This window comes from Pseudomonas sp. D2002, assembly GCF_013385735.1.
Classification (GTDB): Bacteria; Pseudomonadota; Gammaproteobacteria; order Pseudomonadales; family Pseudomonadaceae; genus Aquipseudomonas.
This window is the reverse complement of record NZ_JACAPL010000015.1, coordinates 237,453-263,318: the sequence shown is the minus strand read 5'-3', so window position 1 is coordinate 263,318 and position 25,866 is coordinate 237,453. Positions and strand designations below refer to the sequence as shown.

Annotated in this window: 26 protein-coding genes; 11 read left to right on the top strand and 15 right to left on the bottom strand. The window is 58.6% G+C overall.

Annotated features, from left to right (window positions below):
* Positions 1-32: 32 nt before the first annotated feature.
* The 3 genes from HX783_RS26335 to HX783_RS26330 form a co-directional block, all read right to left on the bottom strand.
* Positions 33-2,135: an FAD-dependent oxidoreductase gene (locus HX783_RS26335; RefSeq protein WP_177018806.1), complete on the bottom strand. Its 2,103-nt coding sequence runs from the start codon at positions 2,133-2,135 to the stop codon at positions 33-35.
* Positions 2,136-2,520: 385 nt separating this feature from the next.
* A complete protein-coding gene (locus tag HX783_RS30090; RefSeq protein WP_256347311.1) occupies positions 2,521-2,643 on the bottom strand; it encodes a PA1414 family protein in 123 nt (40 codons plus the stop codon).
* 141 nt (positions 2,644-2,784) lie between these two features.
* Entirely contained in the window at positions 2,785-3,678 is an 894-nt protein-coding gene (locus HX783_RS26330) for a LysR family transcriptional regulator (RefSeq protein ID WP_177018805.1), read from the bottom strand.
* 103 nt (positions 3,679-3,781) lie between these two features.
* On the opposite strand from HX783_RS26330, the gene HX783_RS26325 reads away from it, so the two are divergent.
* Positions 3,782-4,981, top strand: a complete 1,200-nt coding sequence (locus tag HX783_RS26325) for a YbfB/YjiJ family MFS transporter (protein ID WP_177018804.1) — start codon at positions 3,782-3,784, stop codon at positions 4,979-4,981.
* Here HX783_RS26325 and HX783_RS26320 read toward each other — a convergent pair.
* The 3 genes from HX783_RS26320 to HX783_RS26310 all read right to left on the bottom strand — a co-directional run bounded on the left by HX783_RS26320 (position 4,893) and on the right by HX783_RS26310 (position 7,821).
* On the bottom strand, positions 4,893-6,335 hold the full coding sequence (locus HX783_RS26320; RefSeq protein WP_177018803.1) for an NCS1 family nucleobase:cation symporter-1: 1,443 nt from the start codon (positions 6,333-6,335) through the stop codon (positions 4,893-4,895). The two genes, HX783_RS26325 and HX783_RS26320, sit on opposite strands and share 89 nt — an antisense overlap.
* Before the next feature lie 198 nt (positions 6,336-6,533).
* Entirely contained in the window at positions 6,534-6,932 is a 399-nt protein-coding gene (locus HX783_RS26315) for a DUF2177 family protein (RefSeq protein WP_177018802.1), read from the bottom strand.
* Positions 6,933-6,984: 52 nt separating this feature from the next.
* Complete coding sequence (locus tag HX783_RS26310) at positions 6,985-7,821, bottom strand: S1 RNA-binding domain-containing protein (RefSeq protein ID WP_028617391.1); 837 nt, start codon at positions 7,819-7,821, stop codon at positions 6,985-6,987.
* Between the two features lie 323 nt (positions 7,822-8,144).
* Here HX783_RS26310 and HX783_RS26305 point away from each other — a divergent pair, with 323 nt between their 5' ends.
* The 3 genes from HX783_RS26305 (at position 8,145) to HX783_RS26295 (ending at position 10,187) form a co-directional block, all read left to right on the top strand.
* Entirely contained in the window at positions 8,145-8,324 is a 180-nt protein-coding gene (locus HX783_RS26305) for a hypothetical protein (RefSeq protein WP_003193095.1), read from the top strand.
* A gap of 207 nt (positions 8,325-8,531) precedes the next feature.
* A complete protein-coding gene (locus tag HX783_RS26300) occupies positions 8,532-9,254 on the top strand; it encodes a TorF family putative porin (RefSeq protein WP_159958756.1) in 723 nt (240 codons plus the stop codon).
* 66 nt (positions 9,255-9,320) lie between these two features.
* Positions 9,321-10,187 carry a DUF6279 family lipoprotein gene (locus tag HX783_RS26295; protein WP_177018801.1) on the top strand — a complete coding sequence of 289 codons (867 nt, stop codon included), beginning with the start codon at positions 9,321-9,323 and terminating at the stop codon, positions 10,185-10,187.
* 112 nt (positions 10,188-10,299) lie between these two features.
* Here the strand turns inward: HX783_RS26295 and HX783_RS26290 are convergent, their stop codons facing one another.
* Entirely contained in the window at positions 10,300-10,689 is a 390-nt protein-coding gene (locus HX783_RS26290) for a transcriptional regulator (protein ID WP_177018800.1), read from the bottom strand.
* Between the two features lie 154 nt (positions 10,690-10,843).
* On the opposite strand from HX783_RS26290, the gene HX783_RS26285 reads away from it, so the two are divergent.
* The gene (locus HX783_RS26285) at positions 10,844-11,119 is read left to right on the top strand and encodes a hypothetical protein (RefSeq protein ID WP_177018799.1); all 276 of its coding nucleotides are present in this window, start codon (positions 10,844-10,846) and stop codon (positions 11,117-11,119) included.
* A gap of 48 nt (positions 11,120-11,167) precedes the next feature.
* Here HX783_RS26285 and HX783_RS26280 read toward each other — a convergent pair whose 3' ends face one another.
* Positions 11,168-12,514, bottom strand: coding sequence for a DEAD/DEAH box helicase (locus HX783_RS26280; protein ID WP_053257387.1), 1,347 nt, complete (start codon positions 12,512-12,514; stop codon positions 11,168-11,170).
* A 193-nt stretch (positions 12,515-12,707) separates the two neighbouring features.
* Between HX783_RS26280 and HX783_RS26275 the strand changes: the two genes are divergently transcribed.
* A complete protein-coding gene (locus tag HX783_RS26275; protein ID WP_177018798.1) occupies positions 12,708-14,006 on the top strand; it encodes a mechanosensitive ion channel family protein in 1,299 nt (432 codons plus the stop codon).
* Positions 14,007-14,116: 110 nt separating this feature from the next.
* On the opposite strand, the gene HX783_RS26270 is transcribed toward HX783_RS26275, so the two are convergent.
* The 3 genes from HX783_RS26270 to HX783_RS26260 form a co-directional block, all read right to left on the bottom strand.
* Positions 14,117-14,983, bottom strand: a complete 867-nt coding sequence (locus HX783_RS26270; RefSeq protein WP_177018797.1) for a carboxylate/amino acid/amine transporter — start codon at positions 14,981-14,983, stop codon at positions 14,117-14,119.
* A 203-nt stretch (positions 14,984-15,186) separates the two neighbouring features.
* Positions 15,187-15,786: an FMN-dependent NADH-azoreductase gene (locus tag HX783_RS26265; RefSeq protein ID WP_177018796.1), complete on the bottom strand. Its 600-nt coding sequence runs from the start codon at positions 15,784-15,786 to the stop codon at positions 15,187-15,189.
* A 151-nt stretch (positions 15,787-15,937) separates the two neighbouring features.
* Positions 15,938-16,252, bottom strand: coding sequence for a 3-phosphoglycerate kinase (locus HX783_RS26260; protein WP_159958770.1), 315 nt, complete (start codon positions 16,250-16,252; stop codon positions 15,938-15,940).
* A 49-nt stretch (positions 16,253-16,301) separates the two neighbouring features.
* On the opposite strand from HX783_RS26260, the gene HX783_RS26255 reads away from it, so the two are divergent.
* The 4 genes from HX783_RS26255 to HX783_RS26240 all read left to right on the top strand — a co-directional run bounded on the left by HX783_RS26255 (position 16,302) and on the right by HX783_RS26240 (position 20,525).
* Positions 16,302-17,225 (top strand): LysR family transcriptional regulator, encoded by a 924-nt coding sequence (locus tag HX783_RS26255; protein WP_177018795.1) that lies wholly within the window; start codon positions 16,302-16,304, stop codon positions 17,223-17,225.
* A gap of 14 nt (positions 17,226-17,239) precedes the next feature.
* Positions 17,240-18,043 carry an alpha/beta fold hydrolase gene (locus tag HX783_RS26250; protein WP_177018794.1) on the top strand — a complete coding sequence of 268 codons (804 nt, stop codon included), beginning with the start codon at positions 17,240-17,242 and terminating at the stop codon, positions 18,041-18,043.
* A 3-nt stretch (positions 18,044-18,046) separates the two neighbouring features.
* On the top strand, positions 18,047-18,610 hold the full coding sequence (locus tag HX783_RS26245) for a peptidylprolyl isomerase A (protein WP_016979352.1): 564 nt from the start codon (positions 18,047-18,049) through the stop codon (positions 18,608-18,610).
* A gap of 82 nt (positions 18,611-18,692) precedes the next feature.
* Positions 18,693-20,525: an ABC transporter ATP-binding protein gene (locus HX783_RS26240; RefSeq protein WP_177018793.1), complete on the top strand. Its 1,833-nt coding sequence runs from the start codon at positions 18,693-18,695 to the stop codon at positions 20,523-20,525.
* A 354-nt stretch (positions 20,526-20,879) separates the two neighbouring features.
* Here the strand turns inward: HX783_RS26240 and HX783_RS26235 are convergent, their stop codons facing one another.
* Positions 20,880-22,004 (bottom strand): GNAT family N-acetyltransferase, encoded by a 1,125-nt coding sequence (locus HX783_RS26235; RefSeq protein WP_177018792.1) that lies wholly within the window; start codon positions 22,002-22,004, stop codon positions 20,880-20,882.
* A 282-nt stretch (positions 22,005-22,286) separates the two neighbouring features.
* Here HX783_RS26235 and HX783_RS26230 point away from each other — a divergent pair, with 282 nt between their 5' ends.
* The gene (locus HX783_RS26230) at positions 22,287-23,609 is read left to right on the top strand and encodes a putative porin (protein WP_159958780.1); all 1,323 of its coding nucleotides are present in this window, start codon (positions 22,287-22,289) and stop codon (positions 23,607-23,609) included.
* 119 nt (positions 23,610-23,728) lie between these two features.
* On the opposite strand, the gene HX783_RS26225 is transcribed toward HX783_RS26230, so the two are convergent.
* The 3 genes from HX783_RS26225 to HX783_RS26215 form a co-directional block, all read right to left on the bottom strand.
* The gene (locus HX783_RS26225) at positions 23,729-23,962 is read right to left on the bottom strand and encodes an anti-sigma factor (protein ID WP_177018791.1); all 234 of its coding nucleotides are present in this window, start codon (positions 23,960-23,962) and stop codon (positions 23,729-23,731) included.
* Positions 23,956-24,570, bottom strand: a complete 615-nt coding sequence (locus tag HX783_RS26220) for an RNA polymerase sigma factor (RefSeq protein ID WP_177018790.1) — start codon at positions 24,568-24,570, stop codon at positions 23,956-23,958. The genes HX783_RS26225 and HX783_RS26220 overlap by 7 nt, the downstream gene beginning before the upstream one ends.
* A 129-nt stretch (positions 24,571-24,699) precedes the next feature.
* Positions 24,700-25,821, bottom strand: coding sequence for a beta-ketoacyl-ACP synthase III (locus tag HX783_RS26215; protein WP_177018789.1), 1,122 nt, complete (start codon positions 25,819-25,821; stop codon positions 24,700-24,702).
* Positions 25,822-25,866 lie beyond the last annotated feature (45 nt).

The following is a 25,866-nucleotide window of genomic DNA, read 5'->3' as shown; positions in this document are numbered from 1 at the left end:
CGGATGTCGTGCCCGTTTTTTTTGCTTCACCTTCAATCATCCCATAGCGTCGAAGTCGCAGGCGCTCTTGCCTGGATAATCTCCTGGACTAAAGAAGCCCACAACAATCCCTGGGTTGTGCCTGCAGCATAAGTTGCCCCAGCGACAATTCGGTTGTACGCGGACCAGTAAACGATTGAGAGTCCATCTGAAGTACCGGGTCTGGCACATTCGATAACCTGCAAGTCACCACGTTCGATTGCAGTACGGTAAGAAGTTGGAAAGTGCCGACAAAGAGCAGCCAGACAATCCGCCAATATTTGCGCCTTGTGTTCCGATGCCGAACCGGGTGGAACCTGTCCACCCGAAACGAGAATATGGTCGCCGTCCAAGCGACAATTCATCACACCGATAGGCAGATCGTACTGCAACTTGAGGCCGCGCATTTTCCTTCCCTCATTGCCCATAGCGCGTAACTTGAAAAACCAGCCAATGATCGCAACCGCTTCCGGTTCCTCTACTCCCATGGCAGTGACGACGAAGTGCTCTCTGCTCAGATCAGAAATTTGGACCGGACTCAGCTGCTGGGCCAGGAAATGAACCCCAGAGCGTTGCAAAAGCCTCACTATCTCCGCCATTAGATAGGTGAATTCCAGGTCGTACCCCGATACTTCAATCGCCCGAGTGATCCCGGGAATTGCATAATTTGCCTGGAGTTGCAGTTGACTCATCTCTGCACATTCACATCCCGGTTTACCACTTGGCCAGGGCCTGTTTTCAATATCCCGTTGATCGCGGATCGCGGCATCTACGCCACCGGTGTCGCCCAAATAGGCTCGTACGATCCGAGAGCGTGCGAATTGTTTCAGCGATGGGTTATCCGCCAGGAGCTTTTCAAATAACTCAATGCCCGCACGATTGCACTCAACGGCCAGAATCTGATTTCCGGGCGTCAGGTAATCGTTATGCAGCGGCTTTGCGGTCGTCTCCGTTGCCGACAGATGGCGCATGTTCACAGGCTTATGGCTGGCTCCATCGCTTTGCTGATTGGCTCCGTACACCGTGACCTGATAATTTGCCAGTCGAAACATCACGGCTTGAAGCAGGCCGTTTATTCCTCTGCCGATGATGGAAACGCGCGGCGCGCCTCTATCCGCGTGATGTGAGGGGATCGTCAGGCTGTGGGCAATTTTGCGGCCGACAAGGCCGCGCATGGCCATCAAACTCAGCTGAACCGAGACTGCATAGTCGAGGTCGCAATGGCAGGCTTCGGTGGTTGCCGCTTGCGTAGTCAGCGTCGCCGGATTTCGCCACGCTGAGACACTACACCCGAGCGCTTGAGTGCGAGCCCGAAACGCATTAAGTGTTGCAGGCCCGTAATCCAAAATAAGTTGTATGTTTTCAGCCGTTGCCAGCGCCTGCAAAGCATCATCGCTAAAGACATCCGGTTTGGCGACACAGACCAGGCGGGCTTTTCTGCGCAGGCACTGAATGAAGGTTTGATCAATACAATGAGCGGTTTCATCATTCAGCGCCAAACATAGGGCGAGAGCGTAAGTGCCTTCCAGCGCTTCAAGCCAGTTTTCGAAAAATGACACTCTAGCGTTGTGAAGTACATTCCCGCTGGTGTCTGGTCCTCGGCCTTTTCGAACTAACACCTTGATCCGGACATCCGGATCCCGATCAAGCAATATCCTAACTAAATCTTTTCCAACATTACCGTAGCCCAGCACACAAACATTGCGGGGTATCGAGCCATCCGCCAGCGTCAGCCAGTGCGCGATATAGTCAGCCACATGCGGTGCATTGACGCCAGGCGTATTGATGACGCGGATATTGTTGTTGTCACACAGGTCCCGTCGCACCTTATCCAGACTTGTGCCTCTACGGATTAAATAGAGTTCTCCAAAAGGATGAGAGATACGCCATTGATCAATGATATCGGCATCAATTGATTGATCGCCGACAATGATCGTTGATGGGCGCAGCAGCGCGATCTGCATGAGCAGAGCGTGCTTGGTTAGGGTTGGGGGAAGAAATACCACATTGCTGGGTGCATCGGCCTTCCAGCCTCTGGACACGGGTGCAATATGTAAAATATGTCCTGTTGTAGCAATGAGTGACGCGACGACTGGCGGAATGGAAGAGAGCATCATGGCTTATCTCCAGCACAGCTGACTTAGTTGCTCGGACATCTGGTTCTTCACATTAAAATGTTACAAACCTTAATGGCGCTAAACCTACGCTCATATTTTTAATTTTATAAGCCAGTCAGTTCCGACAAACCGGTAGTCCAATTCCGACACTTGCGAAATCTTAGTGACGCGCGGAAGCTCGTGTGATTTGAGAGAGGTCAGGATTTAAAGCGGTTTTGCTTCGGCAGATGCAGCGCTAAATGTCGTGGGCGCTTTTTCGCTTTGCACAAAAAAGTGGGAGCGGGCTTGCTCGCGAAGGCGGTGTACCAGTCAACTTTTTATTGACTAATACACCGCCTTCGCGAGCAAGCCCGCTCCCACATTTAAACTGTGGTCGGCCGAACGATTAGCGCCGACGTGGACGACGCTGCTCATCATCTGTGCGAATCGGCACAGGTTGCAGCGGTGGCTCGATCAAACCGAGCGCGACGCCAACGTCGTGGAGCCAGTTTTGAATTTTCTCTTTCATGGTTGTCCCCTTTGCGGGTAATGCGAGTCGGCGAGAGTTTTTCGCCTTTTCCTACAGTGATAGTAGCCCTAAGCCCTACGTAATGCTTGAACGAAAACACAACGAACTATTACTGAATTGATCCAAATCCAGACGGATCGTTCAAGCAATCGCGCGGGCGTCCTGCAAGAAATTGGCTTTACCTTCCTGCTGCAGGTCGATCCATGCGTTGAGGTTAGCGCCGAGCATACCCTTTCGCCACATCAGCCAGGTCGTTGCAGTAGCAAAAGGCCCTGTCAGGGGATGAACGGACACACTGCCCTTGCCTGGCAAGCTGTCGAGCATCGATTCGGACATCAATGCCACGCCGGATCCAGCAATGACGCAGGCAAGCATGCCCTGATAGGACTCAATCTCAATTGCTCGGCCCATCGCCACCCGCTCGTGAGAAAACCAGGTCTCCAACCGTGCGCGGTAGGCGCAACTGCGGCGAAAAGTGAAGACCGAGCGACCGGCAACATCCTGCGGCCCACGCACAGGCGGGTGATCAGCCTCGCAAATCAGCACCAGGCGTTCTTCGCACAGCGGCACGCCGTCCAACGTGGCGATGGTCAGCGGGCCGTCCACCAGCGCCGCGTCCAAACGACCGGTGATCAGCCCTTCCAGCAGTTCACCGCTGGGCGCCGACTGCACCTGCAGGTTCACCATCGGATAGGCCTTGTGATAACGCGCCAGCAGTTGGGGCAAATGAATCGCGGCGGTGCTGTACATGCTGCCAAGCACAAAGTCACCGGCCGGCTGCCCACCCTGCACGGCGCCGTGGGCTTCGTCGTGCAGTGCGATCAGACGCGTGCTGTAGTCCAGCAACACTTTGCCCGCAGGAGAAAGCTGCAAACGCTGGCGCTCGCGAACGAACAGCTCGACACCGAGCTGCTCTTCCATTTGCTTGAGCCGGGTCGACAAGTTCGACGGCACGCGGTGCAGGCGCTCGGCAGCACGGGTGATGGAGCCCTCTTCCGCGACAGCCTGGAAGATCCGCAATTGACTGAACTCCATACCTTTCTCCAAAACTGAACAAGTTACTCACTATTATTCATTTTTACAGAAAGTCAATTCACTTTAGCCTGAAGGTCTTCGCTTCCTTGCAGGAAACCTGAACATGTCACCGCTGATTCGCTTACTCGCCAGCTTTATCGCGCTCATGATGGCCATGGGCATAGGCCGCTTCGCCCTCACCCCGCAAATGCCGCATTTGCTCAGCGAGGGGCAGATCGACCTGACCGGCGCCGGGCTGATCGCCGCCGCCAACTACCTCGGTTACTTCGTCGGTGCAGTGGATTCGATTTTTGCGCGCAGCCACCACCACGTGCGGGGGCGCCTGTATGGCGGGCTATGGCTGTGCGTACTGCTGACTCTGGCGTCGTATTGGGCGCATGGGTTCTGGCCGCATTTGCTGTTGCGCTTTGGAACCGGCGTCGCGAGTGCCTGGGCGCTGGTGATGATCACCAGTTTGAGCCAGCCGCTGGCAATCGCTGCCGGGCGCCTGCGCTTGGGCGCGTTGGTGTTTGCCGGCCCGGGGCTGGGGATTCTGTTGACTGGCTTGCTGGCGCTGGGCTCCAACCTGCTGGGCCAGGACTCTGCCACCTTGTGGTTGGTGTATGGCGTGGTGGCGCTGGTGATGCTGCTGGCGATCCTGCCGTTTTTACCGAAACCGACCGCCACGCTTACCCACACCACCAGTGCGGGCAGCAACGGCAGCATTGCGCACCTGTGCTGGATTTACTTCCTGTATGGCCTGGGCTACATCATCCCGGCGACCTTTTTGTCGCAGATGGCCAGTGCGCAATTCAAGGGCGCCTGGCAGGCAGACCTGTTCTGGCCCTGCTTCGGGCTCGCCGCCGCACTGGGCGTGGTGGTGGCGAGCCTGCGCCGCAAAGACCCGAACACCACCCGCCGCTGGCTGATGACAACCTTGTGGCTGCAAGCGGGCGGAGTATTTGCCTGCCTACTGGGCAATGGCTGGGGCCTGGCGCTGGGCGTGTTGCTGTGCGGCGCGCCATTCCTGGCCTGCATGCAACTGGTGATGGCGCGCTTGCGTGAGGTGGCGCCCCACGGCTACCAGCGCAGTACCGGGTTGCTGACCGCCAGCTTTGCCATCGGCCAATTAAGCGGCCCGCTGCTGGCGTCGGTGAGCAGCCATCTCAGCGGTGGCCTGCAACCGGCACTGATCATCGCAGGTGCCGGCTTGTTACTCGCAGGTGCAGTGTTGCTCAACCGGCAACCATCGGCGTCGGGATGCGAACCTGCTCTCGCCGCGCCAGGACCAGGAAAAACAGCCCACCCAGGAAGCAGCCGGTAAACCAGGCAAAGTTAGCCATGCCCTGCAATGCCGGCGTGAAGGTGATCGCAACGCCCACCAGCGTCGCCGGCACCAAGGCTTTGACGGCCGTCCAGTTCACGCCGCCGTCGAAGTAATAGCGCCCGCTCGGGCTGTCATCGAACAGGGCATCCACGTCGATCTGCTGTTTTTTGATCAGGTAAAAGTCCACCAACAGGATCCCGAACAGCGGCCCGATAAAGGCGGCGAGAATATCCAGGGTGTAGTGAATCATCAGCGGATTGTTGAACAGGTTCCATGGGGTAATGAAGATCGACGCGACTGCCGCGATCATCCCACCGGCACGCCAGCTGATTTTGCTCGGCGCGACGTTGGCGAAGTCAAACGCAGGGGATACGAAGTTGGCGACAATGTTGATGCCGATGGTAGCCGTCACGAAGGCAAAGGCGCCAAGCAATACGGCCATGCTGTTGTCGATACGCGAAACGGTGGCAATCGGGTCGTGTAGCATTTCGCCAAACACCGGCAAGGTGCCCGACACGATGACGACGGTCACCAGCGAGAACGCCAGGAAATTTACCGGAAGGCCCCAGAAATTGCCGCGACGCACGTCGCGCATGCTGCGGCAGTAGCGGCTGAAATCGCCGAAATTCAGCGTCGGCCCGGAGAAATACGACACCACCAGCGCCGTTGCCACAATCACCTGACCAACAGCCTGCCAGCCCGACAGGGACTTTTCTGCCAGGGTAAAACTGATATTGGCCCAGCCGGCCTTCCACACAATCCAGCCTGCCAGGGCGAACATCACCGCGTAGACCACCGGCCCCGCCCAGTCGATAAAGCGTCGAATGGATTCCATGCCAGCCCAGAACACCGCAGCCTGCAACACCCACAAGCTGAGGAAACCAAACCAGCCCAAGTAAGACAAACCGGCAAAATGCGGTTCTGCATATACCGCCATTTGTGGGAAAAAGCGCAGCACCACGATGATCAAGGCACTCGAGGCCAGGTACGTCTGAATCCCATACCAGGCCACCGCGATCAAGCCGCGTATCACAGCCGGAATATTCGCCCCGAATACGCCAAAGGCCAGCCGGCAGATAACCGGATACGGCACCGCCGCTTGCTGACTCGGTTTGGCCACCAGATTGGCGATCAATTGCACGATGCAAATGCCCGCGAGCAACGCGATCAGCACCTGCCAGCTGGCCAGCCCGAGCGCAAACAGGCTGGCGGCGAAGACGTAACCGCCGACGCTGTGCACGTCGCTCATCCAGAAGGCGAAGATGTTGTACCAGGTCCACTTTTGCGGCAGTGGGCCCAGGTCCTGGTTGTACAGGCGCGGGCTGTAGCCTTTGGGCAATTGTTCGGTCATCGCTTGGCTCCTCGAAATACCGGCCTGCGCTGCCGTAACAGAATGCATACGGGAGGCGGCATGGTTTGTATACGAGGTGTTCAGCAGAATACGTGCCAATGGCACACAATCCCTCTGGAACGGCGCTCCAAAGGGATTGATAAGGGCTTATAGCCGGGTGCTACGCTCAGCAACGGTGCACATTAATCCTGTACACAATCAGCGTTGCACCCGATGTGCACACAGATAACCGACACTACAACACGCGGCCGTCAGGAACGTGCCCCAGGCCATGTCCATGACCGCCAAGCCAGCAGACCAGCCTTGCAGCGTGGCCCAGTTGCTCAAGTCATAGGTGCCATAGGCCACCAAGCCAAGCAGCGCACCCAGGCGCGCGGCCCGTTGCCAACTGCCGCTTGGCAGGACCACGAACACCACACAACCGATGACATACAGGAGGTAGAACAGCACGGCAGGCAGCAGCCGAGGCTGATCAAGCATCAGCGAGCCGAGCAGGGATTTGTAGGTCGGCCCCATGAGGACGCCGAGCCAGAGGCCGTCGAGCACCAAAAAGGCGAGCAAGGTGCCGAGGTAAGCGAACAGTGTTTTTTTGGTCATTCACGCAGCCTCTGCAGGAGCCTAATTGCTCCTACAGAAGAGCAAATCGCACTCAGCTTAGTTCAATGCGATCCGCGTGAATCACAATCTGACCTTGCTTGTAGAGCGCACCAATGGCCTTTTTGAAGTTGCCTTTGCTGACGCCGAACAAGTTGCTGATCACCGCCGGGTCGCTCTTATCGCTGACGGGCAGGCTGCCGTTGTTTTCGCGCAACTTGGCGAGGATCTTCGAATTCAGGCTGGAGGCCGCTTCCTGGCCGACCGGTTGCAGGCTCAGGCTGATATTGCCATCGGCGCGGATCTCTTTGATAAAGCCTTTCTCTTCCTTGCCCGGGCGCAGGAACTTGAACACTTCGTTCTTGTGGATCAGGCCCCAATGCTTGTTGTTGATGATCGCCTTGAAGCCCATGTCCGTAGCTTCGGCCACCAGCAGGTCGACTTCCTGGCCCACCTGGTAGTTGGCAGGCGTCTTGTCCAGGTAGCGGTCCAGCCGCGCGGTGGCGGTGATGCGCTTGGTGTGCTTGTCGAGATAGACGTGCACCACGCAGTATTCACCGGCGGTCAGCTGACGTTTTTCTTCCGAATACGGCAGCAATAAATCCTTTGGCAAACCCCAGTCGAGGAACACGCCAATGCTGTTAACCTCGACGACTTTCAAACTGGCGAATTCGCCGACTTGAACTTTCGGTTTTTCAGTCGTTGCGATAAGTTTGTCATCGCTGTCCAAGTAAATGAACACGTTCAGCCAGTCTTCATCTTCACTGGGAATATCTTTGGGGATATACCGATTCGGCAAGAGGATTTCGCCATCTTGCGCACCGTCCAGGTACAAACCAAAGTTAGTGTGTTTAACCACTTGCAAGCTGTTGTAGCGCCCGACTAAAGCCATTTCCAAATACCCTCGTTACGTGGGGCGCATTCTACCCGAGTTGCGCCTCGCACGCGCGCGCGCCTGAAAAATCGTGGCGTGGCGTGGCGATCCAATGGCACCGCCCCGCTCGTCTGATCAGAGCAATGAATTTTTCCCGAGGAGGCTGGCCGTTTACTCAAACGCTTTCGAGTTAAAACAGTAAGTTAGGGCGTTATTTCACTGACAAACTTTGGCTGATTCGAGCGCGCTCAATTATTCCTGAGGGATATTTGCCAAGCAATTGTCAAGTATTTCCTGTACGATGCCTGGCCAAGTTAATTTTCTACAGGTTAGTGGCCGCCATGCGCGTAAAAGCATCCAACAGCAAAGCAAAGCCAGCTCCAGCCGTTGAAACCAGCGAATCGATCAACAGCCAGATTGCTGCTTTCCTCAAGTCCGGCGGTGAAATCCAGCAAATTGCCAAGGGCGTGAGCGGCCAGACTTTCGGCCCGTCCAAGCAGATCAGCCTGGGCAAAAAGTAAAACTCGCGCAGTACATCTGGTCCCTCAGCGTCTTGTCCTCAAGGCGCTAGGACTAGAGACCAAAACCCCTCTCTGCATCATCCAGTATTGTGCTAATCGACGAACGGGCCTCACCTCCAGGCTTACGCCGGTATGCTTGCACACGTCTAGCACGGGCATCTGCCCGATTCTTCCTGTTACTGCTCCTCGCTTTTCATGGAGTGAAGCATGCTCAAGCCCTGCTTTTTTCTCATAGCTGCCCTTGCGGCAAGCCCCGTTGCCGAAGCGCAGATTTTTCAGCGTGAGCTGGGCGATTTCGACCTGAAGTTGGGCACGACGCCAAGCCGCAGCATGGCCCAGGGCCTGGTGAAGCCCACGTCCCCCGGCAGCGACTCGTTCCACGGTGGCCTGGACCTGAGCCATGACAGCGGTCTGTATTTCGGCCAGTTCTCACCGAACATGGGGTTATCCTCTGCCAATAACCTCGAAGTCGACTCCTATATGGGCTTCAAGCGCCCTTTCGACCAGACTTTGGGCTATGAAGTTGGTTTGATCCACTACAGCTATCCCAAGCTCAGCCCGCTGGACAGCCAGGAGTTCTACGGCGGCTTGAACCTGTTGGGCAATCGCTTCGGCGTCTCTTTCAGCAACGACCCCGATCGCCACGACAGCACCCTGTTCGCCGACCTTGGCGGCACGCAGCCTTTTGGCATCGGCGTCAGCATGAAGTACACCACCCACCAATTGGGCACCCCGGCCTCCGTAGAGGGCGGCGCCATCAGCACGTTCAGTGACTGGTCGGTACAATTCTCCCGCGCATGGAAGGGCATCGACCTGGACCTGATCTACAGCGACTCCAGCCTCAGCGGCGGTGACTGCTCGGCCTACTCCGGACACAACTCGCAATGCGATGGCCTGTTGACGTTGAAGGCCGCTCGGTCGTTTTATTGACGGGCTGAACTGTCGCACCCCGCGCAGGCTCACATGCATTAACCCCCTCTGCGCAAGGAATCGCCCATGCTGCGTCGGCTCAAACTAATGGTGGTATTGCTGACCCTGAGCCTGGTGCTCGCCGGCTGCAATCGCGTGGGCCTGGCCTACCGCAATCTGGATGTCATTATCCCCTGGACACTCAACGACTACCTGGACATGAACGCCGGGCAGAAGAGCTGGTTCAACGACACACTCAAGGAGCACCTGGCCTGGCACTGCACCACGCAATTGCCGGGCTACCTCGATTGGCTTGATCGCCTGCAACAGATGGTCGACAACAATCAGGTCACCGACGCCGCGTTGCAGGCCCGTACCGTCGAAGCCAAGCAAGCAATTGCCGAGGTGGCCCGCGAGATCACACCATCGGCCATTCAACTGCTGCAAGGTTTGGACGATCGGCAGGTCAAGGAAATGAGCGACGCTCTGGCCAAGGACTTACGCAAGCGCCAGGATGAATACCTCAAGCCGCCTCTGGAGCAGCAGATCAAGGAACGTGCCCAGCGCATGAGCAAACGTCTGGACGCCTGGATGGGCCCGCTCAGTGCCAGCCAGCAAAACCGCGTCACCGCCTGGTCTATTGCCCTGGGTGAACAAAACGAGCAGTGGATCGGCAACCGCGCCCGCTGGCAGACGCAGTTCATCGCCGCAGTGCAGCAGCGCAAAAACGCCGACTTCCCGCAGAAAATCCAGCAATTGCTGGTGGACCGTGAAAGCCTGTGGACGCCGGATTACAAGGTTGCCTATGCCCAGACGGAAGCGGCGGCACGCAGCCTGATTGTCGACTTGATGGCCGAAAGCACGGTGCAGCAGCGCATGAAGCTGACGCAGAAGATTGACGGTGTGCGCAGCGACTTCAAGGCACTCAAATGCCTTAAAGGTGCCGCCATCTAAAATGTGGGAGCGGGCTTGCTCGCGAATGCAGTGAATCAGTCACAAGATGTATCGACTGAAACTCCGCATTCGCGAGCAAGCCCGCTCCCACATGAGGTCTGTGGTGTATCTTTTAGGCAATCTGCGCCTTCGAGGCCACTCCATCAAACGTCGCCGGCTCCAGCGCATCCGCTTGGTCATCCAGCACCTCGCGCGGGTGATCATTGCCCGGAATGGAACTATCAATCAGCGCCAGTAGCTGCGCGCCGCGAGCGGTCAGGATGAAATTCTCACCATTACCGCCTTCTTCTTCCGGGCGCGATTCAATAAACCCACGCTTGAACAGTAGCGCCTCGTAATCTGCAGCGGTCTTTTTCAGCGTATCCAGGTTACCGGTGGATTCACCCGCCGTGGCCTTCTCAGCCGCCTCCTGCTCAGCGTATTTACGCGGGGCAAAGCTGCCTTCGCCGTTCTGCACTTCATGCAGCAGACGTTCGATCAAATCCCAGTTGTAAGTCGTCATCCTGATTCCTCCTGCAGGCCGGTGGAAAGTAGCCCGTCTAAAGGTGTGACATGCCTCGTCACTGGCCGTTCAGCTGAATAGACGGGCGTCATTTCTCTGAACTTTCCAGACGTTCGCCACCTCAATTGAACACTAATGCCAAGGAGGTCCGACCATGAAAACCCTGATAAACCTGGCCATCGCCGCCACGCTGCTGACTGCCCTGCCAGCCTGGGCGTGTACGCCTGGAGAAGCCACGGCGAAACGCGAACAACTGGCTCAGGAAGTGACCAAGCTCACGGAGCAAAACCCCACCAAAGCCAAAGAAATGAATGCAGAACTGCAAAAAATGGACATGGACACGACGGCTGCGGACTTGCCTGACAAATGCCAATTGATCGATCAGCGCCTGAAAGACCTCGAAAAAGCCGCCGCCGAAAGCAAAAACTGAAGGCATAAAAAAACCGGACATTGTCCGGTTTTTTCACATCGCCCTGCCTTACTCGGCAGCCGGTGCTTCTGGCTTGCGGCGCTTGAGCGGCGCCATGCCATCCTTGCTGACGAGCGACAGGTTGTCGGTCTTCGGCCGGTTGGCGATCTTGCGCTTGGTCGGCGACTTGGCACCGGCCTTTTTCTTGTCGCCCTTGGCGTCGACCTTTTTCTTCTTCACGCCAACTGCCTTGCCCGACGCCTTGACCTTCTTCGGCCCGGTGTAGGTGCCTTTGACTTCCTTGATGGTGCGGCGCTCGAACGACTGCTTGAGGTAGCGCTCGATGCTCGACATCAGGTTCCAGTCGCCGTGGCAGATCAGCGAGATCGCCAGGCCATCGTTGCCGGCACGCCCGGTACGGCCGATACGGTGCACGTATTCGTCGCCGCTGCGTGGCATGTCGAAGTTGATGACCATGTCCAGGCCATCCACGTCCAGGCCGCGCGCGGCGACGTCGGTGGCCACCAGGATCTTCACGCCGCCAGCCTTGAGGCGGTCGATGGCCAGTTTGCGGTCCTTCTGGTCTTTCTCACCGTGCAGGACGAACGCTTTGTAGTCCTGCGCCACCAGGCGACCGTAAATACGGTCAGCCGCCGCGCGGGTGTTGGTGAACACGATGGCCTTCTGATAGGTCTCGTTGGCCAACAGCCAGTTGAGGATCTGCTCTTTGTGCACATTGTGGTCGGCGGTGACGATCTGCTGACGCGTGGTCGCGTTCAGGTCGCTGACGTTGTTGACCTGCAAGTGCTCAGGGTTGTTCAGGACCTTGGCAACCATGTCGCGCAACGTCGACCCACCGGTGGTGGCGGAGAACAGCATGGTTTGCTGGCGATTCACGCATTCAGCCACCAGGCGCTGCACGTCATCGGCAAAGCCCATGTCGAGCATGCGGTCGGCTTCGTCGAGCACCAGCACTTCGACTTCCTTGAGGTCGAGGTTGCCGGCGTTGAGTTGTTCGATCATTCGCCCTGGCGTGCCGATCAGAATATCCGGCACCTTGCGCAGCATGGCGGCCTGGACTTTGAAGTCTTCACCGCCGGTGATCAGGCCGGACTTGATGAAGGTGAACTGCGAAAAGCGCTCCACTTCTTTCAAGGTCTGCTGGGCCAGCTCGCGGGTCGGCAGCAGGATCAGGGTTTTGATGCTGACGCGGACTTTGGCCGGGCCGATCAGGCGGTGCAAAATCGGCAGGACGAAAGCGGCGGTCTTGCCACTCCCGGTTTGAGCCGTCACCCGCAGGTCACGCCCTTCGAGCGCGAGCGGGATGGCCGCTGCTTGCACAGGCGTAGGCTCGACAAATTTAAGCTCGGCCACGGCTTTGAGCAGGCGTTCGTGCAGGGCGAATTGGGAAAACACGGGTGCTACCTCGAAGAAATACAAAATATCAGCTGCATAGGGTAACGGTTTCGGGCGTCCAAACCGAGTTTCTTTACGCGAACAGGGCTAATCAGCTGCTTTTTTGTCAGGATATTTGTCTACAACGTCAACTTTGACGCACTTAAATGCTCTAATCGCCCCGTGTTGTCTTACAGAAGAATCGGTTTCACCCATGGATATCAAACAGTTCTGGCTCAACGTCCAAGACCTTTGGGGCGCCCTCGATCAACACCCGATGCTGCATGCGAGCTTGGGTTTGCTGGTGTTGCTGGTGGTGGCCCTGCTCGTTGGGCGGGTCGCGCGCTACCTCATCCTTCACGCCGTCAAACTGCTCGGCCGGCAACCGGCGCTGCACTGGCTCAATGACCTGCGGCACAACAAAGTCTTCCACCGCCTGGCGCAGATGACGCCGTCACTGGTGATCCAGTTTGGCCTGTACCTGGTGCCGGACCTGAGCAAGACCGCCACCTTGTTTATCGGCAATGTGGCCCTGGCGTTCACCATCCTGTTCATGACACTGGCTGTGAGCGCCCTGCTCAACGCCCTGCTGGATATCTACGCGCGTACCGAACATGCGCGCACCCGCTCAATCAAGGGCTACGTGCAACTGGCCAAGATGGTGCTGTTCGTGTTTGCCGCGATCATTATCGTCGCCACCCTGATCGACCGTTCGCCACTGCTACTGCTCTCCGGTTTGGGTGCAATGTCGGCCGTGATCCTGTTGGTCTACAAGGACACGCTGCTGTCGTTCGTCGCCAGCGTGCAGCTGACCAGCAACGACATGCTGCGGGTCGGTGACTGGATCGAAATGCCCCAGGTCGGCGCCGACGGTGATGTGGTCGACATCACCTTGCACACGGTCAAGGTGCAGAACTTCGACAAGACCATCGTCTCCATTCCGACCTGGCGCCTGATGTCCGAGTCGTTCAAGAACTGGCGCGGCATGCAGGCCTCCGGTGGGCGTCGCATCAAACGCAGCCTGTACATCGACGCCAGCGGCGTGCGCTTCCTGCGCGACGACGAAGAAGTGCGCATGACCCAGGTGCACCTGCTCACCGACTACATCAGCCGCAAGCAATCCGAACTCAAGGCCTGGAACGAAGCCCAGGGTAACAGTGCGCAGCTGTCCGCCAACCGCCGCCGCATGACCAACCTCGGCACCTTCCGCGCCTACGCCCTGGCCTACCTGAAAAGCCACCCGGACATCCAGCCGAACATGACCTGCATGGTGCGCCAGATGCAAACCACCGCCCAAGGCGTGCCGCTGGAAATCTACTGCTTCACCCGCACCACGGCGTGGGCGGATTACGAACGGATCCAGGGGGATATTTTTGATTACCTGCTGGCGGTGTTGCCGGAGTTCGGCTTGAGCCTGTATCAGCAGCCGAGTGGCAATGACTTGCGCGCGGGGATGGTGCCGGCGGTGTTGGGGGCCAGTCACCTGCCGACCCTCGAACACGACTCCGTGTAACACCACCATTCCCCTTGTGGGAGCGGGCTTGCCCGCGATAGCGGTGTATCAGTCCATAAATGTGCAAACTGACACTGCGCCATCGCGGGCAAGCCCGCTCCCACATAGGTTCAGCGGTGGATCGCCTCCTTGCGCACACCCAACCGGCTGATCCACACCGCCCCCAGAATCACCAACCCACCCAACGCCAGTCTCCCCAGCGGCTCATGCTGATTCCAGATCAGCAAGTTCAGCAACAGCCCCACCGGCACATGCAGGTTGTTCATCACCGCAAGGGTGCCACCGTTGACCAGGCACGCGCCCTTGTTCCACCAATACATGCCGAGCGCGGTGCTGACCAACCCGAGGAACACCAGCACGCCCCATTGCAACGGTGCGTCGGGCAGGTAATTGGCCTTGCCGAACAGCAGGAATGCCGGCAGCACCACGATCAAGGCGCCCAGGTAGAAATAGCCGAAGCGCCGGTAGTGCGGCAAATCACTCGGATAGCGCGCCACCAGATGCTTGTACATCACCTGCCCGGCGGCGTAGGTGAAGTTGGCCAGTTGCAGCAGCAAAAAGCCGCCGAGGAAGTGCGGGGTGATCTGGTCGAAGCGGATCACTGCCGCGCCGCCCACCGCCACCAGCGCAGCAATCAGCGCCCAAGGGTTGAAGCGCCGGTTGAGGGCGTCTTCGATCAGGGTCACATGTAGCGGTGTAAGGATGGTGAATAGCAGCACTTCTGGCACGGTGAGTACACGAAAGCTCAAGTACAGGCACACGTAGGTCACACCAAACTGCAGCGCGCCGATCGCCAGCATGCCGCGCATAAACCTTGGTTCTACCGAGCGCCAACGGGTCAGCGGGATAAATACCAGGCCAGCCAACACCACGCGCACCAGTACGGCGAAGTAGCTGTCGACGTGGCCGGCGAGGTATTCGCCGATCAAGCTGAAGGAAAATGCCTGAATCAGGGTGACAACCAGTAAATAGCCCATGCGCGCCTCGTTTCGAATGGGCGCGACTTTAAGGGTTTTCGGCGTTTACTGAAACTCGGGGCAAAAAAAACCCGACCTCGCTATAGCGGCAGTCGGGCAGGAGCACTCAGGAGCAACAAGTGCAAAGGGAGGTTCGATACGCGTACTTGAAGGGTTTGCGTGGGGCGATATAAACACCACGCGATTATGTGACGATTAAACGATCACGCAACCTGTGCCAGCAGTGCTTTGGCGTGGTTGATGCCCTTCTCCTGGAAGTCGCCGCTCAGGTTCACGCCTTCGGCGTGAATGAAGGTGACATCGTGAATGCCGATAAAGGCCATGACCTGACGCAGGTACGGTTCCTGGTGATCGGAGCTGGCGCCGGTGTGAATACCGCCGCGCGCGGTCAGCACAATGGCGCGCTTGCCGGTCAACAAACCCTGAGGGCCGGTGGCGGTGTACTTGAAGGTCACACCAGCACGCAACACGTGATCCAGCCATGCTTTGAGGGTGCTGGGGATGGCGAAGTTGTACATCGGTGCGGCCATCACCAGCACGTCGGCAGCGAGTAATTCGTCGGTCAATTCGTTGGAGCGGTCCAGGGACGCCTGTTCGATGTCGCTGCGCTGGTCGGCGGGCTTCATCCAGCCGCCGAGCAGGTTGGCGTCCAAGTGCGGGACCGGGTTAAGGGCCACGTCGCGCACGGTGATCTGATCCGCCGGATGAGCGACCTGCCATTGGCCGATGAACTGTTGGGTCAGCTGGCGGGAGATTGAATCCTGCTGGCGGGCGCTGCTTTCGATGATCAGAACATTGGACATGGCTAGGTAGGCTCCATCTGTAAATGCTGTAAGGCGATGGAGTGAAGATTAAACAGAGCCAATTCGATAAAAAAGCGCAAAAAACTGCTACAACCCATCTAGAAATTTGTTTATAAGCGGAGTATTGCTGTGGGCATGCTCCGCTGCCGGCTTATTTTGGGGTGCAGGTCAGTGCGATACGCATTTTGATAATGGCGCGGCTGAAATTGACCGTGGTGTTGGTGGTTTTCCCCGCCGCAACCGTGACTTTGCGAGTGCGCGGGGCTTCCGGGCCGTTGGTAAAGCGCACCTTGCACTCCGCATCATTGGAGCCGTAGTTGGTCAGTTGGATCGAACTGATATTGCTGTCGACGTCCGACGCGCTGTAATCGATCTTCACGCCCTGAATGTCTTTCGTCACATCGGTGCTGAATGCAAACGCGCTCATCGGCAGCAGCGCCAGCAATACACAACAGAATTTTCTCATTCGGCAGTCTCCAATAAGGACCGCCAGCTTAGGACAAGAGGAGCTCATCTTGAAAGCGCCCCGCGTTACCCTCGATCAATGGCGCACGCTGCAAGCCGTGGTCGACCATGGCGGCTTCGCCCAGGCGGCTGAAGCGCTGCACCGCTCGCAATCCTCGGTGAGTTACACCGTGGCGCGCATGCAAGACCAGCTCGGCGTGCCGCTGCTGCGCATCGACGGGCGCAAAGCGGTACTCACCGAAGCCGGCGAAGTGCTGCTGCGCCGCTCGCGCCAACTGGTGAAAAACGCCAGCCAACTGGAAGACCTCGCCCACCATATGGAACAGGGCTGGGAGGCCGAAGTACGCCTGGTGGTGGATGCCGCTTACCCGAATGCACGCCTGGTGCGTGCCCTCACCGCCTTTATGCCGCAAAGCCGAGGCTGCCGCGTGCGCCTGCGCGAAGAAGTATTGTCGGGCGTGGAAGAGTTGTTGATGGACGGCATGGCTGACCTCGCGATCAGCGGGTTCATCATCCCTGGCTATCTGGGGACGGAAATGAGCGATGTGGAATTTATCGCCGTGGCCCACCCCGATCACTCGTTGCATCGCTTGAACCGCGAGCTGAGCTTCCAGGACCTGGAGAGCCAGATGCAGGTGGTGATCCGCGACTCCGGCCGCCAGCAGCCACGGGACGTGGGCTGGCTCGGTGCCGAACAGCGCTGGACCGTCGGCAGCCTGGCCACCGCCGCCGCCTTCGTCAGCAGCGGCCTGGGCTTTGCCTGGTTGCCCCGGCACCTGATCGAGCGTGAACTCAACGAAGGCCTGCTCAAGCAGCTACCCTTGGAAAAGGGCGGCAGCCGCAACCCAACGTTTTACCTGTACGCGAACAAGGACAAACCCCTGGGCCCAGCCACGCAGATTCTCGTGGAATTGCTGCGCACCTTCGACACCGCTCCCCTGGACGCGCCTTTCGCCGCGCCTGAGCAAGCCTGAAACGGAGTTCACCCATGGCCTGGTTCGACCATGAAGGCTGCAATCTGCATTACGAGGAATACGGCCACGGCAGCCCGCTGATCCTGATCCACGGCCTGGGCTCCAGCTGCCAGGATTGGGAGTTGCAGATTCCCGTGCTGGCCCGCCACTACCGCCTGATTGTGGTGGATGTGCGCGGTCATGGTCGCTCCGACAAACCGCGAGAACGCTACAGCATCAAGGGTTTCACCTTTGACCTGCTGGCTTTGATCGAACACCTGAACCTGCCGCCCGCCCATGTGGTGGGCTTGTCCATGGGCGGCATGATCGCCTTCCAATTGGCGGTGGACGAACCTCAACTGCTCAAGAGCCTGTGCATCGTCAACAGCGCGCCCGAGGTCAAGGTGCGCAGCGCCGATGACTATTGGCAGTGGGCCAAGCGCTGGAGCCTGGCGCGCGTACTCAGCCTGGCCACCATCGGCAAGGCGCTCGGCGATCGACTATTCCCCAAACCGCACCAGGCCGACCTGCGCCGCAAAATGGCCGAACGCTGGGCAAAAAACGACAAACGTGCTTATCTCGCCAGCTTCGACGCGATTGTGGGCTGGGGCGTACAGGAACAACTTTCGAAGATTTCCTGTCCAACCCTGGTCATCAGCGCCGACCACGACTACACGCCCGTGGCGCAGAAAGAAATCTATGTAAAACTGCTGCCCGATGCGCGGCTGGTGGTGATCGAAGATTCCCGCCACGCCACGCCCTTGGATCAACCCGAAGTCTTTAACGCTACCTTGCTCGATTTTCTAAAGACAGTCGAAACCACTACCCAGGATCACTGACCCATGCTGAAAAAAATCGCCTTCTTTGCCGGTTCCGTACTGTTTGCTGCCAACCTGATGGCTGCCGAGCCCGCCAAGGCACCTCACGTTCTGATCACCACCACCAACGGCGACATCGAAATCGAACTGGACCCGGTCAAGGCACCGATCAGCACCAAGAACTTCCTCGCCTACGTCGACAAGGGCTTCTACACCAACACGATTTTTCACCGCGTGATCCCGGGCTTCATGGTCCAGGGCGGCGGGTTCACCGCGCAAATGTCGCAAAAGCCAACCGAAGCGCCGATCAAGAACGAAGCCAGCAACGGCCTGCATAACGTACGTGGCACCCTGTCGATGGCACGCACCAATGACCCGAACTCGGCGACCAGCCAATTCTTCATCAACGTGGCCGACAATGCGTTCCTCGACCCAGGCCGCGACGCCGGTTACGCCGTGTTCGCCAAAGTGGTCAAAGGCATGGATGTGGTCGACGTGATCGTCAACTCGCAAACCACCACCAAGCAGGGCATGCAGAACGTGCCTATCGATCCTGTTGTGATCAAGTCGGCCAAGCGCATCGACTGAGGTCTGCAGGTAGCTCCGCGCGTGGCCCACAAGGCCACGCGCGCATTTGAACAGGAGAGCCCGCCAGGCGGGCGTCAACCTAATGCTCTATCGTCGTTTTGAACAACTGATCGACATTTTCCGCGCCGCGCCCAGCGACGCCCCGCCCGACAAAGTCCTGCCCTTCTACCTCTACTACCTGCGCCAAGTGTGGCCGAGCTTTGCCGCCTTGCTGGTGGTCGGCCTGATCGGCGCGCTGATCGAAGTGGCATTGTTCAGCTACCTGAGCCGCATCATCGACCTGGCCCAAGGCACGCCGCCCGCCGACTTCTTCCAGGTTCACAGCGCCGAGCTGATCTGGATGGCCGTGGTCGCCCTGCTGCTGCGCCCGATCTTCAACGGCCTGCATGACTTGCTGGTGCACCAGACCATCAACCCCGGCATGACCAGCCTGATCCGCTGGCAGAACCACAGCTACGTGCTCAAGCAGAGCCTGAATTTCTTCCAGAACGACTTCGCCGGGCGCATCGCCCAGCGCATCATGCAAACCGGCAACTCACTGCGCGACTCAGCGGTGGCGACGGCGGAGGCCATCTGGCACGTGTCGATCTACGCGATCAGTGCCCTGGTGCTGTTTGCCGAGGCCGACTGGCGGCTGATGATTCCGCTGATCACCTGGATCATCTGCTACAGCCTGGCCTTGCGTTACTTTGTGCCGCGCGTGAAAGAGCGCTCGGTAATTTCCTCCGAGGCGCGCTCCAAGTTGATGGGGCGTATCGTTGATGGCTACACCAACATCACCACCTTGAAGCTGTTCGCGCATACGCAGAATGAGCAGGAATACGCCAAGGAAGCGATCATCGAGCAGACCGAAAAAACCCAGCTGGCCGCCCGCGTGCTGACCAGCATGGACGTGACCATTGCCATCCTCAACGGCCTGCTGATCGTTACCACCACCGGCCTGGCGTTGTGGCTGTGGACGCAATCGTTGATCTCGGTCGGTGCGATTGCCCTGGCCACCGGCCTGGTAATTCGGATCGTCAACATGTCCGGCTGGATCATGTGGGTGGTCAACGGCATCTTCGAAAATATCGGCATGGTGCAGGACGGCCTGAAAACCATCGCTGCTCCGCTGGCAGTGACCGACCGTGAGAACGCCCCGCGCCTGAACGTGCCCCATGGCGAAGTGCGCTTCGAGCAGGTGGATTTTCACTATGGCAAGAAAAGCGGAATCATTGGTGGCTTGAACCTGAACATCAAAGCCGGGGAAAAGATCGGCCTGATCGGCCCGTCCGGCGCGGGCAAGTCAACCCTGGTCAACCTGCTGCTGCGCCTGTACGACCTGCAAGGCGGACGAATCCTGATCGACGGCCAGAACATCGCCGAGGTCGCCCAGGAAAGCCTGCGCGCACAGATCGGGATGATCACCCAGGACACTTCGCTGCTGCACCGTTCGATCCGCGACAACCTGCTGTACGGCAAGCCGGACGCCACCGATGAGGAACTCAACGCCGCCATCCACAAGGCCCGCGCCGACGAGTTCATCCCGCTGCTGTCGGACGCCGAAGGCCGCACCGGGCTGGATGCCCATGTGGGTGAGCGCGGGGTGAAACTCTCCGGCGGGCAACGCCAGCGCATCGCCATCGCACGGGTACTGCTCAAGGACGCGCCGATCCTGATCATGGACGAGGCCACCTCGGCGCTGGACTCGGAAGTCGAAGCGGCGATCCAGGAAAGCCTGGAAACCCTGATGCAAGGCAAGACCGTGATTGCGATTGCGCACCGGTTGTCGACCATCGCGCGGATGGACAGGCTGGTGGTGCTGGAAAAAGGCCAGATTGCCGAGACCGGCAGCCATGCCGAGCTGCTCGCCCATGGCGGGTTGTATGCGCGGTTGTGGCAGCACCAGACCGGGGGGTTTGTCGGCATCGACTGAGGCTTTCACGGTATACATCATTCAAAATGTGGGAGCGGGCTTGCTCGCGAATGCGGGGTATCAGTCAACATCTCCGGTGACTGACACAGCGCTTTCGCGAGCAAGCCCGCTCCCACATTTGATCGCATTTCATTAGCAGAATCAGCATTTCCCCCCAGCGCCCAAAGGGCCCTGGCGCTTTTTTATGGCCTGGACTTGCCCACAAAGCCTGCTTCAATCAAAGCAGTGCCCAGACGGGCGCTGAAGTAAATCTGCAGGGAGCATCATTGATTTACTGATCATCCTCGGCGCAATGATCGGCGGCGTGACCTATCGATGGCTGGGCAAGGAGGACTCGGCCTGAGGCAAACGGGTTCAGCCCTGCCGATAAGGCAGAGCTGCCCTCGCCTCTTCGGCATACGCCAGAATCCCCACGCGCTCGCGCTCGAGGAAATCCTCGACGGCATGTTTCAAGCCCGGATGGCGCAGGTAGTGCCATGAACGCGTGATCACCGGCTCAAACCCGCGAATCAACTTGTGCTCGCCTTGGGCGCCGGCGTCGAAGCGTTGCAGGCCGTGGGCGATGGCGTAGTCCATGCCCTGGTAGAAGCAGGTTTCGAAATGCAGGCGGTCGAATTCCGCCAGGCAACCCCAATAACGCCCGTAGAAGCTGTCGCCACCGATCAGGCTGAAGGCCATGGCTACCGGGCGTGTGCCTTGTTTGGCCAGGACCACGCGAATCGCCTCGGGCATGCGCTCGGCCAGCAAACTGAAAAACGCGCGGGTCAGGTACGGCGACTGGCGGCGCACGGCGTAGGTGTTGGCGTAGCAGGCGTAGACAAAATCCCACTGCGCTTCACTCAGCTCATGGCCTTGCAGCCATTCGAACTCGATGCCCTGCCCGGCGACTTGTTCGCGCTCTTTGCGCATCTGTTTACGCTTGCGCGAACTCAAGGCGTCGAGGAAGTCCTGGAAATCGCGATAGCCACGATTCTGCCAATGAAACTGGCAGCCCAACCGCTGCAGCCAGCCCGGCTGCGTCGCCAGTGCTGCGTCGGCCAACGGGTCGGTGAAGTTGATATGGGCACTGGAGAGCCCTTCGATTTCCAGGTAGCCGGGCAGGCTGTTCAGCAGCTCAAAACCGTCCTCGGCGTTCCGCGCCAATAAGCGCGGCCCACTGACCGGGCTGAACGGCACCGCCGTGAGCAACTTGGGGTAGTAGTCGATACCGGCGCGCTCGCAGGCATCCGCCCACCCGTGATCAAACACGTACTCGCCGTAGGAATGCCATTTGCGATAACTGGGCAATGCCGCCACCAGGCGATCGCCCTCCCAATGCAGCAAGTGCTCAGGCTGCCAGCCCGAATGCGGGCCCAGGCTGGCGCTGTCTTCCAGCGCACTCAGGAACGCATGCCGCACAAACGGCTGGGCCTGCGGCACAAGGGCATCCCAAACCTCTGGGGCGATTTCGGACAGGCTGTCCAGGCGTTGCAACGGCATCGGCATCCTCACTACATCGGGGCGTGAAAGCCTCGCGAGTATCGCTTATCGCCAGGCAATACACATCTTCAAATCGCGCGACAAGCCCCAAAACCAATAGTTCCATTTCTAAATATTTTGTCATCTACATGACATCACTTAGCCACTTCACCGTCATAAGTGATCGTGATACTGACGCCTGTTTTTAGAGCGCCTGGTTCTAGCAGGCGGCTATTTTCCGTCCGTCATCGGTCGGTTGTGTCCTGGATGGTTTGCCATCCCTCCTCACTTTCGGAGATTGATATGCGTCTTGCTTCCACTAAAACTGCGGCGGTCCTGTGCGGCGGCCTGTTACTGGCCCTGAGCGGTCAGGCCAGCGCTGCAGTCGACGCTAAATTGCTCGACATGCTCAAGGCCAACGGCCAGATCACCGCTGCGCAGTACACCGAACTGCAAGCGGAATTGGCCAAGGACCAGAAAGAAAAGCAGATCGCACAGCAAGCTCAACAAGAGACCAACGAGCAGATCGCGGCCACCGCGAAAAAAACCAACGAGTTGAGCAGCTTCGACCAGAAGCTGGCCTGGGCCGCCAAGACCCAGTTCAAGGGTGACGTGCGCTTCCGTCAGGAAACCGTGAAGATCCAGGGCGAATCCAACAACGGTGGCCGCGACAAGGACCGTCAGCGCATCCGTGCCCGCCTGGGCGCCTACACCGAGATCAACTCGCAGGTCGACACCGGCATTCGTATCGCCACCGGCAGCAGCGACGACGCGCGCTCCACCAACCAGGACCAGGACAACTATTTCGACAAGAAGTCGATCTGGCTGGACCTCGGCTACATCGACTACCACCCGGACCAGATCAAGAACCTGCACGTGATCGGCGGCAAGATGCTGCAGCCGTGGGTGAACATGGGCGACGTGATCTGGGACAGCGATATCAACCCGGAAGGCCTGGCACTGACCTACAAATACCCATTGGGCAGCAGCGCCGAGCTGTTCGGCAGCCTGGGTAACTACAACCTCAAGGACAACGTCGATGGCGACGGCGTGCAATTTCGCCACGACCTGCGCCTGACGTCCGGCCAGTTGGGCACGCGTTTCTCGGTCACCGACAACCTGAAAATGACCTTGGGCGGCAGCGTCTACGCCTACCAGAACGATAAGGACAGCCGTTGCACAACCACCACCACGCCTTGCGCACTGGCGGTCAATGGCAACTCGGCCGACAACCAATTCCGCCTGTATGAAGGGTTCGCCCAGGCTGACATCGGTGGCTTGGCAGTGCCGCTGGCGTTCTACGGCCAATACGTGAAAAACAACGATGCCGTGACCGACCAGGACACCGCCTGGCTGATCGGCGCCAAGTCCAAAGTGTTCGGCTTCAACCTGGACTACAACTACCGCGACATCCAGCGTAACGCCGTGGTCGGCGCCTTCACCGATTCGGATTTCGCCAACGGCACCACCGGTTCGCGCGGTCACAAGATGAAGGTCAGCTACGACATCGACAAGAACTTCGCCCTCGGTGCCACGTACTTCCTGACCAAGGCAGACTACGCCAGCCGCACGCAGCGTGACGCCAACACCAACACCTTGCAATTGGATGCTGAAGCCAAGTTCTAATGGGTGTGCAATAAACCTTGGGCCAGGACGGCCCGAGGTGGTTTCAACAGCCTTGCGTGGGCGGGTCGATCCCCATCATCCGTTCGACTCACCCACGCGAGTCTGCAATGTCCGCGCTTTTACTGATCTTTGAGCCGCTCGGCCACCAGCCGATCAGCCAATGCATCAGCATCCTTTACCGGTTCTTCCGGCATGATCTTCAACGTCGCCTGCAGCAGGCGCATCTGCCGGATAAATCGCCGGCAGTTAGGGCAAAACATCAAGTGATGACGCACCAGCAGACGCTCGCGAAAGGTCAATTGCCCATCGAGATAGTCACTGGAACGTGCCACTTGTTCTTTACAGGTCAACATTCGCCCGTTTCCTCAAAATGCTCCACCGTGGCGAAGACTTTAAGCCGTGCTCGATGCAACAGCACACGGACATTGGAGAGCGACAACGTCAGAAGATTACAGATTTCCTCCAACTCCAATCCCTGGCGTTCGCGCAGCACCAGCACGCTGCTTTGCAGCTCTGACAAACTCAGCAACGTATGTTCCAGGCATTTGCGCAACTCATCCTCGGTCAGCAGCGCTTCCGGGGTGTCCTGGTGCCAGGCGTAAGGTGCGACGGCCCAGTGGCCATCGTCGGGGACGAAGCGGTCATCACCAATGGTGCCGTGGGGCGAAGGCAAATCGTCGAGCAACACTTCCCGGCGATTCTGTTTGTAGCGGCCTTTGGCGGAGTTGGCGGTGATGGTCAGCAGCCAGGTTTTGAGGCTGGAGCGCCTTTCGAACTTGGCCAGGTTGCGCACCACCGACAGCCAGGCGTCCTGCACCACTTCATCGGCGTGACGCTGGCCGACGATAGCATAAGCCACTGCGCGCATGGCGCTCTGGTAGGTGGTGACCAATTCCTTGTAGGCCCGCTGCTCGCCCTTGAGCAACCGTTCAAGCAGGTGCGTGTCGTCCGCTGCTGCCATCGTTTACCTCAATCCTGCTGTGGAAATCCGCTACCTGTGGGAGCTGGCTTGCCTGCGATAGCGGCGGTGGCTGCACTATCGTCATCGCAGGCAAGCCAGCTCCCACATTGACCGCAATCTGCCTCGATATTAGCGTTTACGCAGGATCACGCTGCCGATCGAATAACCCGCGCCGAACGAGCTGAGCACTGCCACAGAACCTTTTGGCAAATCATCCTGATAGGTGTGGAATGCAATCACCGAGCCCGCCGAGCTGGTGTTGGCGTAGGTGTCGAGAATCACCGGTGCTTCTTCCACCGAGGCTTCGCGGCTCAGCAGCTTTTTCACGATCAGGTGGTTCATGCTCAGGTTGGCCTGGTGCAGCCAGAAGCGCTTCACGTCAGCGACGTTCAGCTGGTTTTCTTCCAGGTGCACGCCGATCAGTTCGGCAACCATCGGGCAGACGTCCCGGAATACCTTGCGGCCTTCCTGCACGAACAGCTTGTCGGGCGCGCCGATGCCCTCTTCCGCGGTGCGGTTGAGGAAGCCGAAGTTGTTGCGGATGTTGTTGGAGAACTTGGTCAGCAGTTTGGTGCTCACCACGTCGAACTGGTGCTCGGAGGTCGCCAGGTCGGCGCGTTCCAGGACCACTGCAGTGGCCGCGTCACCAAAGATGAAGTGGCTGTCACGGTCACGGAAATTCAGGTGCCCGGTGCAGACTTCCGGGTTGACCATCAGGATCGCCCGCGCCTGGCCCAGCTGGATGCTGTTGGCGGCGTTCTGAATACCGAAGGTTGCCGACGAGCAGGCCACGTTCATGTCAAAGCCGAAGCCTTGAATGCCCAGGGCTTCCTGCACTTCGATAGCGATGGCCGGGTAGGCGCGCTGCAGGTTGGAGCAGGCGACGATCACGCCATCGATGTCGGCGGCGGTCTTGCCGGCGCGCTGCAGGGCCTGTTCGGCAGCGCCGACGGCCATCTGGCAGAGCACCGACCACTCGTCATTGCTGCGCTCAGGCAAGCGCGGGGCCATGCGCTGCGGGTCGAGGATGCCGTCCTTGTCCATGACAAAACGGCTCTTGATGCCCGACGCCTTCTCGATAAAGGCCGCACTGGACTCGGTCAGTGCCTGCACTTCGCCACGTTCGATAGCGGCCGCGTTATCCGTATTGAACTGCTGCACATAGGTATTGAAAGACTGCACCAGCTCTTCGTTGGAGATGCTGTTGGCCGGGGTGTACAGGCCAGTGCCGCTGATGACGACGTTATGCACGGTCGTTCCTCTAAATCTGTCAGGCAGAAGATATTGGTACCGTCG